Source organism: Kitasatospora sp. NPDC048662 (genome assembly GCF_055587065.1).
The window spans coordinates 13,992-27,934 of the sequence record NZ_JBVJHA010000014.1 but is presented as its reverse complement, the minus strand read 5'-3'; the positions used below and the strand labels follow the sequence as shown (position 1 = coordinate 27,934).

Genomic DNA, 13,943 nt, shown 5'->3' with positions numbered 1-13,943 from the left:
AGTGACGGTTACGGCGACCCCAGCTTCCACTTATGGGGAAGCCGGGGCCGCCGCGCGCGAAACCCTCAACTCCGAAGCCGGCAGCGGGTCATGAGGCGGCCACCGCCGCCAGGATGTCCAGCTTCGCGGCCCGGGCGGCGGGCCGCAGCCCGGCCAGCGCCCCGGCCGCCAGGCCGACCAGCGCGACGATCGCGAGCCGCCCGGCGGGCAGCGCGAACGAGCCGGTGCCGGCGCTGTCCGCGGCCCGGGTGAGCGCCCAGCCGAGCAGTGCGCCGAGCGCCAGCCCGCCGGCCGTGCCGAACGCGGCGACCAGCACCGACTCCCAGCGCACCATGGCCCGCAGCTGGGCCCGGGTCTGGCCGACGGCCCGCAGCAGGCCGAGCTCGCGGATGCGCTCGTGGACGGCCAGGGTGAGCGTGTTGGCGATGCCGAGCAGGGCGATCAGCACGGCGAGCGCGAGCAGCGCGTAGACCACGGAGAGCATCGTGTCGACGCCGGAGGCGGAGCTCTTGGCGTACTCGGCGCGGGTCTGCACCTGCGGGTTGCCGTACGCGTCGGCCACGCGGGCGATCGCGGCCTTGCCGGCGTCCAGGCCGACGCCGGGCTTCAGGGCGACGGCGATCACGCTGTCGGAGTCCTGGACGCGGTGCGGCTGCCAGGCCGCGCGGCTGATCAGGTAGTCGCCGGTGACGCCGCCACCGCGGTACAGGGCGCGGACGGTGAAGGTGGCGGGGCCGTCGGCGAACCGCACGGGGACGACGGTGCCGAGCTGCCAGCCGCGGGCGGCGGCCTCGGTGCGGGAGACGGCGAGGCCGTCGGTGCCGAGGTCGGCCAGCGACCCGTCGATCCGTCCGAGGTCGGTGACCTGCACCAGCTGCGCGGGGTCGGCGACGTCCAACTGCTTGCCGTGGCCGTCCACTTGGGCCACGCCCCGGCCGAGACCGGCGGCCGCGCGGACCTCCGGCAGGGCGGCCAGCACCGGTGCCAGCTTCGGGGAGACGCCGCTGCCGCCGGCCCCGGCGGCGGGGGCGGTGACGGCGAGGTCGCCGGCGAAGGACCGGGAGACGGTGTCATCCAGGGTGGCCTGCACGGAGGCGCCGAACACGGTGAACAGGGTGACCACGGCGACGCCGACCATCAGCGCGCCGGCGGTGGCGGCGGTCCGCTTCGGGTTGCGGGCGGCGTTGCGGCGGGCCAGGGCGCCGGTGACGCCGCGCAGCCGGGCCAGCGGCGCGCCGAGCACCCGGACGGCGGACGCGGCGGCGACCGGTCCGAGCACCACGGTGCCCAGCAGCAGGGCGAGCGCGCCGGTCGCGGCCAGCACCAGCGAGGGCCCGCGGGTCGCGCCGAGGATCACGGCGGGCAGCCCGCCGGCCACCAGCAGCGCACCGAGTGCCGTGCGCAGCAGGGCACTTCGGCCGGTGGCCGTCTCGTCCACGGCGGTGTCGCGGAGCGCGGCGAGCGGGGCGGTGCGGGCGGCGCGCAGGGCGGGGGCGAGTGCGGATCCGGCCGCGACCAGGGTGCCGACCAGCAGCGGCAGGGCGATGGTGGCGGCCTTGATCACGGTGCCGCCGGTGGGCAGGGTGAAGCCGATCGCCGCGAACAGCGCCTTGAGGCCGGCGGCGACGCCGAAGCCGCCGAGCAGGCCGAGTACGGAGGCCAGCAGCCCGATCGCGAGGGCTTCGCCGAGGGTGGTGCCGAGCACCTGTCGGCGGCTCGCGCCGAGGGCGCGCAGCAGGGCGTTCTCGCGGGTGCGCTGGGCGGTGACGATGGCGAAGGTGTTGTGGATGGTGAAGGTGGCGACCAGCAGGGCGATGCCGGCGAACACCAGCAGCAGGGTGGTGAACAGTCCGAGGAAGCGCCCGGAGACGTCGGCCGTGGACTGCGCGGTGGCGTCCGCGCCGGTCAGCGCCTCCACCCCGGCGGGCAGCAACGGGCGTACCCGCTCCACCAGTTGGCGCTGGCTCAGGCTGTCGGAGCGCAGCCGGATGCTGGAGACCTGGCCGCTGCCTCTGGGTGTCAGGTGGGCCTGGGCGTCGGCGAGGGTGAGCGCGGTGAAGGTGCTGGGGCCCATGCCGTCGGCGTCGGCGCCGAAGGTGGCGATGCCGACCACGGTGATCCGCACCGGGTCGGGGGTGCGCAGCACGGTGGTGTCGCCGACGTGCAGTGTGCCGGCCTTGGCGGCGCCGCGGTTGATCACCGCTTCGCCGGGGGCGGCGGGGGCGCGGCCTTCGGCGAGCCGGTAGGGGTTGAGTTTCGGGTCGGTGATCCAGTTGCCGGCCCAGGTGGGCGGGCCCTGACCGCCGATCGCCTTGCCGTCCGCGCCGATGAGTTGGCCGGCGCCCTGGACGGAGCCTTCGGCGGCGCTCACCCCGGGCACGGCGCGCAGTTCGGCGGTCAGCGACTCGTCGAGCGGGGCGCGGACGCCGCCGGGGACACCGGGGTCGGCGACCGCGTCGGCGCTGCGGACGACGGCGTCGGTGCCGGCGTTGGCGTCGGCGAACAGGGTGTCGAAGTTGGCGCGCAGGGTGTCGCCGAGCACCATCGTGCCGGTCAGGAAGGCGACGCCGAGGACGATCGACAGCACGGTGCCGACCAGGCGGCGGCGGTGGGCGAGCAGCGAGCGCGCCCCGATCCGGACGCCGGCGTTCACCGGGCGCCCGCCTCGGTCCGGCGGCCGTCGAAGGCCTTCATCCGGTCCAGTACCCGTTCGGCGCTGGGCTGTTGCATGGTGCCGACGAGGCGGCCGTCGGCGAGGAACAGCACGGTGTCGGCGTACGCGGCGGCGGCCGGGTCGTGGGTGACCATCACCACCGACTGGTGCATGGTGTCGACGGCGGAGCGCAGCAGGCCGAGGACTTCGCCGCCGCTGCGGGAGTCCAGGTTGCCGGTCGGCTCGTCGGCGAACACCACCTGGGGGCGTCCGGCGAGCGCCCGAGCGACGGCCACGCGCTGCTGCTGGCCGCCGGAGAGCCGGCTGGGGCGGTGGTGCAGGCGGTCGCCGAGGCCGACCACGCCGATCAGGGTGTCCAGCCAGTCGGGGTCGGGCGCGGTGGCGCCGAGGTCGAGCGGCAGGGTGATGTTCTCCCGCACGGTGAGGGTCGGTACCAGGTTGAACGCCTGGAACACGAAGCCGATCCGCTCCCGGCGCAGCAGCGTCAGCTCCCGGTCGCCGAGGGCGGACAGTTCGGTGTCGCCGAGCCAGGCGCGGCCGCCGCTGAGCGTGTCGAGCCCGGCCGCGCAGTGGATCAGGGTGGACTTGCCGGAGCCGGAGGGCCCCATCACGGCGGTGAACCGGGCGGCGGCGAACTCGACGCTCACCCCGTCCAGGGCCCGCACCCGGGTCTCCCCCGCGCCGTACTCCTTCACGGCCTCCTCGACCCGGGCGGCGGCGCTCATCGCTTCACCCCCGGGGTGTCCTGGCCCTCGGTCAGCACGGCGCGGCGCTCGCGGTACTCCTCGGCGTCGATCTCGCCCTGCGCGTAGCGCCGCCCCAGCACCGCCAGCGGGGCGTGCTCGAAGCCGCCGCCCCACCAGCCGCGGCGCCGCCACACCACCCGGCGCAGAGCCAGCACCACGAGCACCACGACCAGCAGCCAGAAGAACGGGAACACCAGCACCCACGGCCCGGGCCAGTGCCCGTACCCATCGGCCAGCAGTGTGACCATCGGAACTCATCTCCTAGAGCGGGGGCCGGGATCTCCTCCCCGGCCACCCCTCCACCGTCCCGCCGCCGCCACCCCCGCCGCGTCCCCCACCGGGCGGCACCCCCGCTACTCCCGGGGGACTACCCCAGCCAGCCGGGCCGGACGAGCCCGGATTCGTAGGCGGCAACGACGAGTTGGGCGCGGTCGCGGACGCCGAGTTTGACCATGGTGCGGCTGACGTGGGTCTTCGCGGTGAGCGGGCTGACCACCAGGCGGCGGGCGATGTCCTCGTTGGTGAGGCCGAGGCCGACCAGTGCGAGGACTTCGCGTTCGCGCTCGGTGAGGACGTCCAGGCGGGCGGTGGACGGCTCCTTGGAGCGGGCGGCGAACTCGCCGATCAGGCGGCGGGTGACGCCCGGGGAGAGCAGGGCGTCACCGGAGGCGGCGACCCGGACGGCGCGCAGCAGTTCGCCGGGTTCGGTGTCCTTGACCAGGAAGCCCGCGGCGCCGGCCCGCAGCGCCTCGAAGACGTACTCGTCGAGTTCGAAGGTGGTCAGCACGACCACGCGCACGCCCGCCAGTTCGGGATCGGCGCAGATCCGGCGAGTGGTGGCGAGGCCGTCCAGGCGGGGCATCCGGATGTCCATCAGCACCACGTCGGGACGCAGTTCGGCGGCCCGGGCGAGGGCCTGTTCGCCGTCGTCGGCCTCGCCGACCACCTCCAGGTCGGCCTGGGCGTCCAGCAGGGCCCGGAATCCGGCCCGCACCAGCCGCTGGTCGTCGGCGAGCAGCACCCTGATCACGCCTCGGCTCCCTTCGGTTCGACAGGTGCGAGCGGCAGCCGGGCCCGGACCTGCCAGCCGCCGGCGCCGTCGGGCCCGGCGTCCACGGTGCCGCCGAACGCGGCGGCGCGCTCGCGCATGCCGGTCAGCCCGGTGCCGCTGCCGCCCGCGTCGCCACCGCCGGGCGGCCCCGGGTCGGTGACGGTCAGCTCCAACCAGCCGGGCTGCCAGGCGAGTTGGACGTCGGCGGTGCGGGCGGTGGAGTGCCGCAGCACGTTGGTCAGCGCCTCCTGGACGATCCGGAACGCGGCGAGTCCGAGGCCCGCGCCGAGCTGCCCGATGCGGCCCTCGGGGCGGCCCTCTGTACCCCCCTCGGCGCGTCCCTCGGCGCGTCCCTCGGCGCGTCCCTCGGCGCTTCCCTCGGTGCGGACGGTGACGGCGAGGCCCGCGTGGCCGGCCTGCGCGACCAGTTCGTCGAGGCGCTCCAGGCCGGGCGCGGGGGTGCGCGGCGCGGCGGCCCCGGGGGTGCGCAGCGTGCCGAGCACCTGGCGGACTTCGCCGAGCGCCTCCTTGCTGGTCGCCTTGATGGTGGTGAGCGCGTCCCGGGCCTGCTCGGGCCGGGCGTCCAGCAGTTCCAGGGCGACGCCCGCCTGGAGGTGGATCAGCGAGATCGAGTGCGCCAGGATGTCGTGCAACTCCCGTGCCATCCGCAGCCGTTCCTCGTCGCTGCGGCGCGCCCGCGCCTCCTCCTCGGCGGCCCGCACGGCGGCGATCTGCTCGCGCCGGAACCGGGCCAGCTCGGCCCCGACGAAGATCAGCAGCAGCCAGGCGGTGACGCCGAGCTCCTGCCAGGCCACCGCCTCGCGGCCCGGCGCCCGCAGCCAGGACGCCGGCACCACGTAACTCACCAGCAGGTGCAGCACGTAGAACGCGCCGGCGCTCAGCCAGGCCGCCCGCCGGTGGCCGCGCTGCACGGCCGAGAAGAACGCCCCCACCAGCGCCACGAAGGCCGGCCCGTACGGGTATCCGGCCCACAGGTAGGCGGCCGTCACGGCCGTCACCGCGGCGACCGTGAGCGCCGGGTACCGCACCCGCAGCACCAGCAGCGCCGGGCCGAGCGCCAGCAGCAGGTACCCCCAGGCGTCCAGCGGCACCCGCGCGCCCTGGTGCCGGGCGGCCACCGTCGTCCCGACCACCTGGACCACCGTCACCACGACGGCGGCCGCCACCGGCCACCCCGCCTTGCCGACCCGCACCCAGACGGGCACCCACGGCTGCCGAACATCTCCCATACCGGAAGGCTAGCGGCGCCTCCGGCCTGCACCATCGGCCCCGCGGAGCAGACACACCTACTCCCGCCGCAGTACGGGGCTGTCACCCAGCGCGACGGCGTTGGTACGGTCGGTGCCGTCCGCGACCGCCCAGGAACAGGAAGAGGCCCCATGCGCGCCACCCTCCGCCGAGCCGTCATCCCCGCGGCCGGCCTCGGCTCCCGGCTGCTCCCGCTCACCAAGGCCACCCCGAAGGAGATGCTGCCGGTCGGCGACCGGCCGGTGATCGAGCACACGGTGCGGGAGTTGATCGACTCCGGCATCACCGACATCACCATCGTGGTGTCCGGCGACAAGTCGCTGATCCAGGACCACTTCCGCCCCAACCCGGCGCTGGTCGCCCAACTGCGCGCGGCCGGCAAGGACGCGTACGCCGACGCGGTGGAGGACGTCGCCGACCTGTCCCGGCGCGGCCACATCACCTACCTGTTCCAGCACGGCCCGTACGGCAACGGCACCCCGGTGCTGAACGCGGCCCGCGACTTCGGCGACGAGCCGTTCCTGGTGCTGTGGCCGGACGACGTGTTCGTGTCCCAGGTGCCGCGCGCCCGCCAATTGATCGCCGCGCACGAGAAGACCAGCGCCCCAGTGCTCGCGCTGATGCCGATGGACCCGGCCGAGTCGCACCGCTACGGCGTCCCCGTGGTCAAGGAGGACCTGGGCGACGGCGCGCTGCGCATCACCGGCCTGGTGGAAAAGCCCGACCCGTCTGCCGCCCCGTCGCACTACGCGGCGATCGGCGGCTACGTGCTGACGCCCGGCGTGGTGGACGAACTGCGCGAACAGTACCGGCAGTTCCGGGCCAACCCGGTCGGCGAGCTGTACCTCACCGACGCGTTGAACGCGTACGCGTCCCGCCGGGCCGTCTACGGCCAGGTCATCGAGGGCCGCTGGTACGACACCGGCAATCCGCACGCCTATCTGCTCGCCCAGTTCGCGCACGCCCTCGCGCACCCGGACTACGGCCCGCCGCTGCTCGACCTGGCCCGTACCCGCCTCGGCCCCGACGCCGGCTGAACCGCCCCGGGCCTGCCCCGAACCCGCCTCGGCCCCGACACCGGCTGAACCGCCCCGGGCCTGCCCCGAACCCGCCTCGGCCCCGACACCGGCTGAACCGCCCCGGGGCCGAGGGAACGTCAGGAGATCCGCACCGCCCGGCCGGTGACCCGCACCCGGGTGTCCTCGGCGGACACGTCCACGGTCAGCAGGCCGGGCCGGCCGAGGTCCTCGCCCTGGTGCAGCGTCAGCCGGGCGGCGCCGAGGTGCCGCAGGTGGCGCAGGTAGGCGCCGAACGCGGCGGCGGCCGCGCCGGTGGCCGGGTCCTCCACGATGCCGCCGACCGGGAACGGGTCGCGGACGTGGAAGGTGGTGGCGTCCTGCTCCCAGACCAGCTGAAGGGTCACCAGCTCCAGGCGCCGCATCAGCGCGGCGAGCGCGTCGAAGTCGTAGTCGAGGTCGGCCAGCCGGGCCCTGGTCGCGGCGGCCAGCACCAGGTGCCGGGCACCGGCGTACGCGATCATCGGCGGCAGCCTCTCGTCCAACTCCTCCGCCCGCCAGCCGAGCGCGTCGAGCGCCTCCAGGACGTCCTCCGCGGCGACCTCCTCGACGTGCGACGGAACACTCGTCAACGTCGCCGTGAACTCTCCGGCCTCGGTGCGCGCCACCTCCACCGGCACCGGACCGGCCTTGGTCTCGAACAACAGCTCGCCGGGGCCGATCAGTTTACCCAGCGCCACCGCGGCAGCGATGGTGGCGTGCCCGCAGAACGGCACCTCCGTCAGCGGGCTGAAGTAGCGGACGGTGCGGGTGCGCGGCTGGTCGGGCACCTCGGTGAGGAACGCCGTCTCGGAGTAGCCGAGCTCGGCGGCGAGGGCCAGTTGCCGCTCGTCGCTCAGCGCGGCGGCGTCCAGCACCACACCGGCGGGGTTGCCGCCGGCCGGGTCGGCGGTGAAGGCGGCGTAGCGCAGCGGTTCGGCGGGATCGGCCTGCGTGTTGTCGGTCATGCCCGGTGAACGGGCAGGCGGGCGCACCGATTCCCGGACGCGATTCCCGTGCGGCACCCGGGCGGCCCCCCGGAACGTACGTGCGGGGATCAACGCTAGACTGCCGCATCCGGCTCTCATAACCGTATCGAGGATAGAAGAAACATGGCTGAGGCCCACCCGAAGGTTGTTGTGGTTGTTCCGACGTACAACGAGCGGGAGAACCTCCCGATCCTGGTAGGTCGGTTGGGCGAGCTCGGCATGCCGAACCTGCACGTTCTGGTAGTGGACGACAACTCCCCCGACGGCACGGGCGACGTCGCGGACAAGCTGGGCGCCGAGTCGGGCGGCACGCTGACCGTGCTGCACCGCACCGACAAGGACGGCCTGGGCCGGGCCTACATCGCGGGCATGACGCAGGCGCTGGAGAACGGCGCCGACATCGTGATCCAGATGGACGCCGACCTGTCGCACCCGCACACCGCGATCCCCGCCATGGTGGAGAAGCTCACCACCACCGACGCCTCCGTCGTGCTGGGCTCGCGCTACGTCCCGGGCGGCTCCACCGCCTCCGAGTGGCCGTGGCACCGCAAGGCGCTGTCCGCGTGGGCGAACTTCTACGTCAACGCGATCCTGCACCTGAAGGTCAAGGACGCCACGGCGGGCTTCAAGGCCTGGGAGGCGCAGGCGCTGCGCCGGGTCGACCTGCAGTCGGTGCGTTCCAACGGCTACTCGTTCCAGGTCGAGATGAACTACCGCGTGGTCAAGCACGGCATGCGCATCGCCGAGGTGCCGATCCGCTTCGAGGAGCGGGTCGAGGGCATGTCGAAGATGAGCCTGGGCGTGCAGCTGGAGTCGGCCGTCGCTCCGTGGAAGCTCCGCTTCGGCAAGTGACGCCGCCCCTGGCAGTGCGCTGAACGGCGCGGGTTGACGATCCGTCACCCGCGCCGTTCGCGTTTCCGCGCCGTTCGCGTTTCCGGGGCCGCCGACGTTTCCCGCGCCGTTCGCGTCTCAAAACGCCACTCGCGTTTCAGGACGCCGCGACGGCCTGCGGGTCGTCCAGGTAGGGCTCCCAGGCGAGTTCGGCGGCCCCGACCAGCCCGGCGTGCACGACCTGCGCGGGGACGATCGGCACCCGTCCGCTGCGCCCCCACAGGCAGCGTTCGGCGACCACGGCGGCGAGCCGGTCGGGGGCGGCGGCCAGCAGGTCCTGGTGCAGGCCGCTGAGCACGATCCGGTCGGGGTTGAGGATGTTGACCAGCCCGGCCAGGCCCAGGCCGAGGCGCTCCACCAGGTGGTCGACGGCGTCGGCGGCCTCCGGGTCGCGGGCCAGTTCGCGGGCCTGGGGCAGCAGCGGCCGGTCCGGGTCGGGGCGGCGCTTCGCGGCGGCGAACAGCGCGTCGGTGTCGGTCTCGGCGTTCAGGCAGCCGCGGTTGCCGCACGGGCAGGGCCGACCGAGCGGGTCGACGGTGAGGTGGCCGACCTCCAGGGCGAGGCCCGAACTGCCGGTGTGCAGGCGGCCGTCGACGACCAGCGCACCGCCGACGCCGCGGTGCCCGGAGGTGACCAGCAGCAGGTGCCGGGCTCCCTGGCCGGCGCCGTGCCGGTGTTCGGCGAGTGCGGCCAGGTTGGCGTCGTTGGCGACGGCGGTCGGGAGCGCACTGCGGGCGCGCGGGCCGAGATCCGCGCCGGCCACCTGTTCGGCGAACAGCTCGGCGACGGGGGTGCCCGACGGCCAGTCGAAGTGCAGCGCGGCGAGCGCGGTGCCGTCGGGCTCGGTGACGGGGTTGGGCAGGGCGAGCGCGAAGCCGAGCACCCGGCGGCGGCTGCCTCGGGCGAGGTGCGCGCCCGCCTCGGCGACCGCGCCGAGCAGCCGGGCGGGCGAGGTGTCGGCGGGCAGCGGCAGGTGGACGGACTCCAGCAGCCGGCCGCCGAGACCGGCCAGCGCGGCGGAGACGCCGTCGGCGTGCAGCTGGGCGGCGAGCACGGCGGGGCCGGGGTCGGCGAGCGCGAGGCGGTGCGAGGGGCGGCCGCGGCCGCCGCCGGCCGGGCGGGAGTCGACGCTGATCAGGCCGAGCGCCTCCAGCTCGGCCGTGACCGCGCCGGCGGTGGCACGGGTGACGTCGAGGGCGCCGGTGAGCGCGGAGCGGGTGGGGGCCTGCCCGGTGTGGATCAGGCGCAGCGCCGGGCCGAGCAGGGTGCGGCCGCGGTCGGGGGCGGTACGGCGCGGGCTGCTCACGGCGGGGCTCCGATGCTGGCTTGAAGGTGTGTGCGGCACTCCCCTATTCTGACTTTGTGCCGCTACTGAACAAAACAGAAGCCCGCTCCTCCGCCCTCAGCTCTCCGTCCGGCCGCAGCTCCTCCTGGTCGGCGGCACGCCTCGCCCTCACCGCCTTCTTCGCCGCCGACGGCTTCCTGTTCGCCGCCTGGGTGGTCCGCATCCCGGACGTCCGCGCCCAGGTCGCCGCCTCGCACAGCGCGCTGGGCCTGGCCCTGCTCTGCATCTCGGCCGGCGCGGTCGCCACCATGGCCCTGGTCGGCCGGCTCTGCCTGCGCTACGGCTCACGCCCCGTCACGGTCGCCGCCCTCTCCGCGCTCTCCCTCTCCATCGCCCTGCCCGCGCACACCCACTCCGTGCTCGCCCTCGGCGCCGTCCTGCTGCTGTTCGGCGCCGGGTACGGCGCGGCCAACGTGGCGATGAACAGCGCCGCCGTCGAGCTGGTCGCCGAACTCCGACGGCCCGTCATGCCGAGCTTCCACGCGGGCTACAGCCTCGGCGGCCTGCTCGGCGCGGCAGTCGGCGGCCTGCTCGCCGGACACCTCTCCGCAGCCTGGTCACTGACCCTGGCCGCCACCCTCGGACTGACCGTCACCATCGCCGCCGGCACCACCCTGCTGCGCGCCCCGGCGGCCCGCCCGCGCCCCGTCACCGACCCTTCCCCCACCACCTCACGCCTCTCCAGCCACACCCGCCTGCTTGTCCTCCTCCTCGGCCTCACCGCCCTGTGCGACGCGTACGGCGAGGGCGCGCTCGCCGACTGGGCCACCCTCCACCTCACCGACGACGTCCACGCCACCACCGCCCTGGCCGCCGCCGGCTACGCGGCCTTCGCCCTCGCCATGACGGCGGGCCGCCTCTCCGGCACCTGGCTCACCGAACGCCTCGGCCAGACCCGCCTCGTCCTCTTCGGCGGCCTCACCGCCTGCGCGGGCATGACCACCGCCGCCCTCGCCCCGTCCGTCCCCGCCGCCCTCGCGGGCTTCGTCCTGGTCGGCCTCGGCCTGGCCAACATCTTCCCCCTCGCCATCGCCCGCGCCGGCGCCACCGCCGGCCCCCAGGGCGTCGCCACCGCCTCCACCCTCGGCTACGCCGGCATGCTCATCGGCCCCCCGGTCATCGGCTTCCTCGCCGACGCCACCACCCTCCCCCTCGCCCTCCTCACCGTCGCCACCACCTCCGCCCTCGCCGCCCTCCTCTCCCTCACCACCCGCCACCCGGCCTGACGGCCCGTCCCCTCCACCTCCCGGCGGCTCCACGACGACCGACACCCAACCGACAAGACCCCCCTCGCCGACTGCGAGCGGGGTCTTCGACGTTGACGGACTCAGTCCGTATCGGGCCTGGGCCCGCAGGCGTCCGGCTCACGCGCCGTCCTTACGAGGGAGCGTCCTGCCCCACCCGACAGCCCTCACCACACCGATCCGCCCCTCCCGGTTGCCGGTGATGCCCACCTGCGACAGCCGTTGCACCCCGTGCCGCGCCCTCAGCTCCTGTGCGCCCCGGTGACCCGGTACGGCTCGCCGGGCACCAGCCCGAGCCGTACCGCCCAGGCCGCCGCCTGCTCGGCGGTGGTGTCGCGGTCGGCGAGCCGGGCCGAGACCAGCCCCGGCGGCAGCACCGTCAGCGCCTCCCACTGCGCGGCCGTCAGCGCCAGGTGCCGCAGGCCCGCCAACTCGCCCAGGACGGCGACGTCGAGCGTCCGGCAGCGCGACAGGTCCAGCCACCACAGGGCGGGCAGGGTGCGCAGCACGGCGAGGTCGAGCGGGCCGTCACCGGACAGGTCGAGGACGCCCAGGTGCGGGTGGCCCGCGAGCGGCGCGAGGTCGTCACCGGCCAGGGTGGCGGTGAGGTGTTCGAGGGCCACGCCGCGCAGCGCGCCGAGCCCGTCGGCGGGGCGGGCGGCCAGGGTGACGTGGCGCAGCCGGGGTGCGGCGGCGAGCGGGGCGAGGACGGGGGCAGGGCCGGTCAGGCGGGCGTGCAGCAGCGTGGCGGGGACGGTGCCGGGCGTGGTCGCGGCCGTCAGGACGGTCTGCGGGCCGTCCGGTTCCTCGGCGGATTCGGTGAACTCGAGGTACGGCGGTTCGTCGTCCTCGATCTCGTAGCAGCCGCGGTCCAGCAGGTCGAGGCAGCGGGCGAGCAGGGTGGTGACGGAGTCCGCGCGGTAGGCGGGGCCCTCGTAGAAGTCGCCGCCGAGTTCGATCACTTGACCGGGGCGGCCGGCCTCGGCGGGGGCGAGGTCTACGGCGTAGTAGTTGCCGGAGTCGTCGGTGGCGAACGGCAGCCAGGCCGGGTGGTGGTGCCGGCGGCGGACGGTGTCGAGCGGGCCGGGCTCGCACTGCACCAGTGCCTCGTCCGGGCTGTTCCAGTCGAACGGCGGGGCGGCGTACGCCAAGTGCTCGTGCGCGCCGGGGAGTTCGGCGAGCGACAGCAGGCGCGGCCCGTCGAGCACGTCGTTCTCGCCGCTGCCGTCCGCGACCAGGTACAGGGCGCGCAGGTCGGCGGGCAGCGGGAAACCGAGGGTCGCCTCGGCCTCAACGATCCGCTGCGGCGTGGCGGGCGGGGGCAACTCGGCGCGGTGGCCGAGGAGTTCGGCCCGACGGTCGATCGACGCCCGGAGCAGGTCGGCGGCCCGTTCGGGGTCGCCGGCCGGTGGCGCGGTGGAGTCGGGGCGGTCCTCGCCGGGGGCAGCCATCGCCAGGTCCGGGTCGAGGACGGCCCCGTGGCCGCCCCCGGCGGGCCGGGTGAGGGAGGTGTCGCGGGTCGCGGTGAGCGTGAACGGGCCGTCGGCCTGGTGGTGCAGTTCGAGCCGGGTCCGGGGCCAGCCGCGCAGCGCGCCGATCGCGGTGGCGAGCGCGTAGAGGTCCGCCGTGTCGGGGACGGTGTGGCGGCGGGTGCCGTCGGCCAGCGTCCAGTGGCCGTCCACCCACCGATGGACCGGCCCACCACGGAAGTCCAGGCGCAGGGCCGTCCACTGCGCGGGCGCGGTGCTCGCCAACCGCACGAAGATCTGCCGCGCCGCCTGCTCAAGACCGGCGCCGTCGCTGCCCAGCTGTTCGTTCATGGCGTCATCGTCCCAGCGCCGTACGACAGTTACGCCTCGGGGGCGCTCTCGCCGGGCAGGCGCAGGTCCCAGCCGACCAGGGCGCGGAGCTGTTCGGCGGTGACGCCCTCGGGGACGGGGCGGGGGGCCTCGTGGCGGATGGGGGGCTGCCAGCCGGCTTCCGGGTCCCAGGTGCGGACCTGGCGGGCGGGGGCGCCGGCCACCACCGTGAAGTCGGGAACCTCGCCGGAGACCACGGAGTTGGCGGCGACCACCACGTTGCGGCCGAGCCGGGCGCCGGGCAGGATCACCGCGCCGGTGCCGATCCAGGAGCCGGCGCCGATCGAGACGGGCTCGTTGCGCGGCCACTGCTTGCCGATGGGCAGTTCGGTGTCGCGGTACTCGTGGGCCTGGTCGGTGATGTAGACGTTCGGGCCGGTCCACACGTCGTCGCCGAGCACGATCTGCTGGTGGCCGACGATGTGGCTGCCCCGGCCGATCACGCAGCCGCCGCCGATCCGGACGATCGGCTCGGGGCCGAGGTCGAGCCCGGGCAGGAAGCCGGCCGAGATGGTGACGCGTTCGCCGATGATGGAGAACGGGCCGATGGTGATCCACTGTTCGTTGAAGACGGTGCCGAGCGGGAACGCCAGCTTGGTGCCGTCGCCGAGCTCCCCGAACCGGTACGGCCCGGGGTTGCGGTTGCTGACGGCGCCGGCGTCCTGCACCCAGCGCCAGCCTCGGTGCACCGCGCGCCCGGCCGCCCGGCGCGACCTCTCACGGACGGACCCCAGCAGCGCGCGGACGATCGACATGCGCTCACCGTATCGGCCGGTGGCGGCCCGCGACGGACAACGGGACCAAACTCACACCGGCCGGT

The 13,943-nt window shown here is 75.1% G+C and carries 12 protein-coding genes; 3 read left to right on the top strand and 9 right to left on the bottom strand.

All coding sequences use genetic code 11. From position 1 onward, the window contains the following. Positions 1-88: 88 nt before the first annotated feature. The 5 genes from ACZ6R9_RS28775 to ACZ6R9_RS28755 all read right to left on the bottom strand — a co-directional run bounded on the left by ACZ6R9_RS28775 (position 89) and on the right by ACZ6R9_RS28755 (position 5,721). Positions 89-2,653 (bottom strand): ABC transporter permease, encoded by a 2,565-nt coding sequence (locus ACZ6R9_RS28775; protein WP_465541325.1) that lies wholly within the window; start codon positions 2,651-2,653, stop codon positions 89-91. Beyond that, positions 2,650-3,399 carry an ABC transporter ATP-binding protein gene (locus ACZ6R9_RS28770; RefSeq protein WP_380485053.1) on the bottom strand — a complete coding sequence of 250 codons (750 nt, stop codon included), beginning with the start codon at positions 3,397-3,399 and terminating at the stop codon, positions 2,650-2,652. Before ACZ6R9_RS28770 ends, ACZ6R9_RS28775 begins: the two co-directional genes overlap by 4 nt. Continuing rightward, a complete protein-coding gene (locus ACZ6R9_RS28765; RefSeq protein WP_465541322.1) occupies positions 3,396-3,668 on the bottom strand; it encodes an SHOCT domain-containing protein in 273 nt (90 codons plus the stop codon). The genes ACZ6R9_RS28770 and ACZ6R9_RS28765 overlap by 4 nt, the downstream gene beginning before the upstream one ends. A gap of 119 nt (positions 3,669-3,787) precedes the next feature. Continuing rightward, positions 3,788-4,450 carry a response regulator gene (locus ACZ6R9_RS28760; RefSeq protein ID WP_380485057.1) on the bottom strand — a complete coding sequence of 221 codons (663 nt, stop codon included), beginning with the start codon at positions 4,448-4,450 and terminating at the stop codon, positions 3,788-3,790. Then, positions 4,447-5,721: a sensor histidine kinase gene (locus tag ACZ6R9_RS28755; protein WP_465541320.1), complete on the bottom strand. Its 1,275-nt coding sequence runs from the start codon at positions 5,719-5,721 to the stop codon at positions 4,447-4,449. Before ACZ6R9_RS28755 ends, ACZ6R9_RS28760 begins: the two co-directional genes overlap by 4 nt. Before the next feature lie 150 nt (positions 5,722-5,871). Between ACZ6R9_RS28755 and ACZ6R9_RS28750 the strand changes: the two genes are divergently transcribed. Further along, positions 5,872-6,777 carry a UTP--glucose-1-phosphate uridylyltransferase gene (locus tag ACZ6R9_RS28750; RefSeq protein ID WP_380485060.1) on the top strand — a complete coding sequence of 302 codons (906 nt, stop codon included), beginning with the start codon at positions 5,872-5,874 and terminating at the stop codon, positions 6,775-6,777. Between the two features lie 119 nt (positions 6,778-6,896). Here the strand turns inward: ACZ6R9_RS28750 and ACZ6R9_RS28745 are convergent, their stop codons facing one another. Then, positions 6,897-7,763 (bottom strand): PhzF family phenazine biosynthesis protein, encoded by an 867-nt coding sequence (locus tag ACZ6R9_RS28745; protein ID WP_465541318.1) that lies wholly within the window; start codon positions 7,761-7,763, stop codon positions 6,897-6,899. Between the two features lie 144 nt (positions 7,764-7,907). On the opposite strand from ACZ6R9_RS28745, the gene ACZ6R9_RS28740 reads away from it, so the two are divergent. Continuing rightward, the gene (locus ACZ6R9_RS28740; RefSeq protein WP_380485064.1) at positions 7,908-8,636 is read left to right on the top strand and encodes a polyprenol monophosphomannose synthase; all 729 of its coding nucleotides are present in this window, start codon (positions 7,908-7,910) and stop codon (positions 8,634-8,636) included. Between the two features lie 136 nt (positions 8,637-8,772). Here ACZ6R9_RS28740 and ACZ6R9_RS28735 read toward each other — a convergent pair whose 3' ends face one another. After that, entirely contained in the window at positions 8,773-9,981 is a 1,209-nt protein-coding gene (locus tag ACZ6R9_RS28735) for an ROK family protein (protein WP_465541316.1), read from the bottom strand. Positions 9,982-10,037: 56 nt separating this feature from the next. Here ACZ6R9_RS28735 and ACZ6R9_RS28730 point away from each other — a divergent pair, with 56 nt between their 5' ends. Beyond that, the gene (locus tag ACZ6R9_RS28730; protein WP_465541314.1) at positions 10,038-11,246 is read left to right on the top strand and encodes an MFS transporter; all 1,209 of its coding nucleotides are present in this window, start codon (positions 10,038-10,040) and stop codon (positions 11,244-11,246) included. 260 nt (positions 11,247-11,506) lie between these two features. Here ACZ6R9_RS28730 and ACZ6R9_RS28725 read toward each other — a convergent pair whose 3' ends face one another. Together ACZ6R9_RS28725 and ACZ6R9_RS28720 are read right to left on the bottom strand one after the other, a co-directional pair. Continuing rightward, entirely contained in the window at positions 11,507-13,084 is a 1,578-nt protein-coding gene (locus ACZ6R9_RS28725) for an SMI1/KNR4 family protein (RefSeq protein WP_465541312.1), read from the bottom strand. 29 nt (positions 13,085-13,113) lie between these two features. Further along, the gene (locus ACZ6R9_RS28720; protein WP_380485072.1) at positions 13,114-13,878 is read right to left on the bottom strand and encodes an acyltransferase; all 765 of its coding nucleotides are present in this window, start codon (positions 13,876-13,878) and stop codon (positions 13,114-13,116) included. Between the last annotated feature and the right edge of the window lie 65 nt (positions 13,879-13,943).

What these genes read in the sequence shown, in the direction of transcription:
- ACZ6R9_RS28750 (WP_380485060.1), top strand. Translation starts at nt 5,872, where the DNA reads ATGCGCGCCACCCTCCGCCGAGCCGTCATCCCCGCGGCCGGCCTCGGC.
- ACZ6R9_RS28725 (WP_465541312.1), bottom strand. Translation starts at nt 13,084, where the DNA reads ATGAACGAACAGCTGGGCAGCGACGGCGCCGGTCTTGAGCAGGCGGCG.
- ACZ6R9_RS28765 (WP_465541322.1), bottom strand. Translation starts at nt 3,668, where the DNA reads ATGGTCACACTGCTGGCCGATGGGTACGGGCACTGGCCCGGGCCGTGG.
- ACZ6R9_RS28745 (WP_465541318.1), bottom strand. Translation starts at nt 7,763, where the DNA reads ATGACCGACAACACGCAGGCCGATCCCGCCGAACCGCTGCGCTACGCC.
- ACZ6R9_RS28720 (WP_380485072.1), bottom strand. Translation starts at nt 13,878, where the DNA reads ATGTCGATCGTCCGCGCGCTGCTGGGGTCCGTCCGTGAGAGGTCGCGC.
- ACZ6R9_RS28755 (WP_465541320.1), bottom strand. Translation starts at nt 5,721, where the DNA reads ATGGGAGATGTTCGGCAGCCGTGGGTGCCCGTCTGGGTGCGGGTCGGC.
- ACZ6R9_RS28770 (WP_380485053.1), bottom strand. Translation starts at nt 3,399, where the DNA reads ATGAGCGCCGCCGCCCGGGTCGAGGAGGCCGTGAAGGAGTACGGCGCG.
- ACZ6R9_RS28740 (WP_380485064.1), top strand. Translation starts at nt 7,908, where the DNA reads ATGGCTGAGGCCCACCCGAAGGTTGTTGTGGTTGTTCCGACGTACAAC.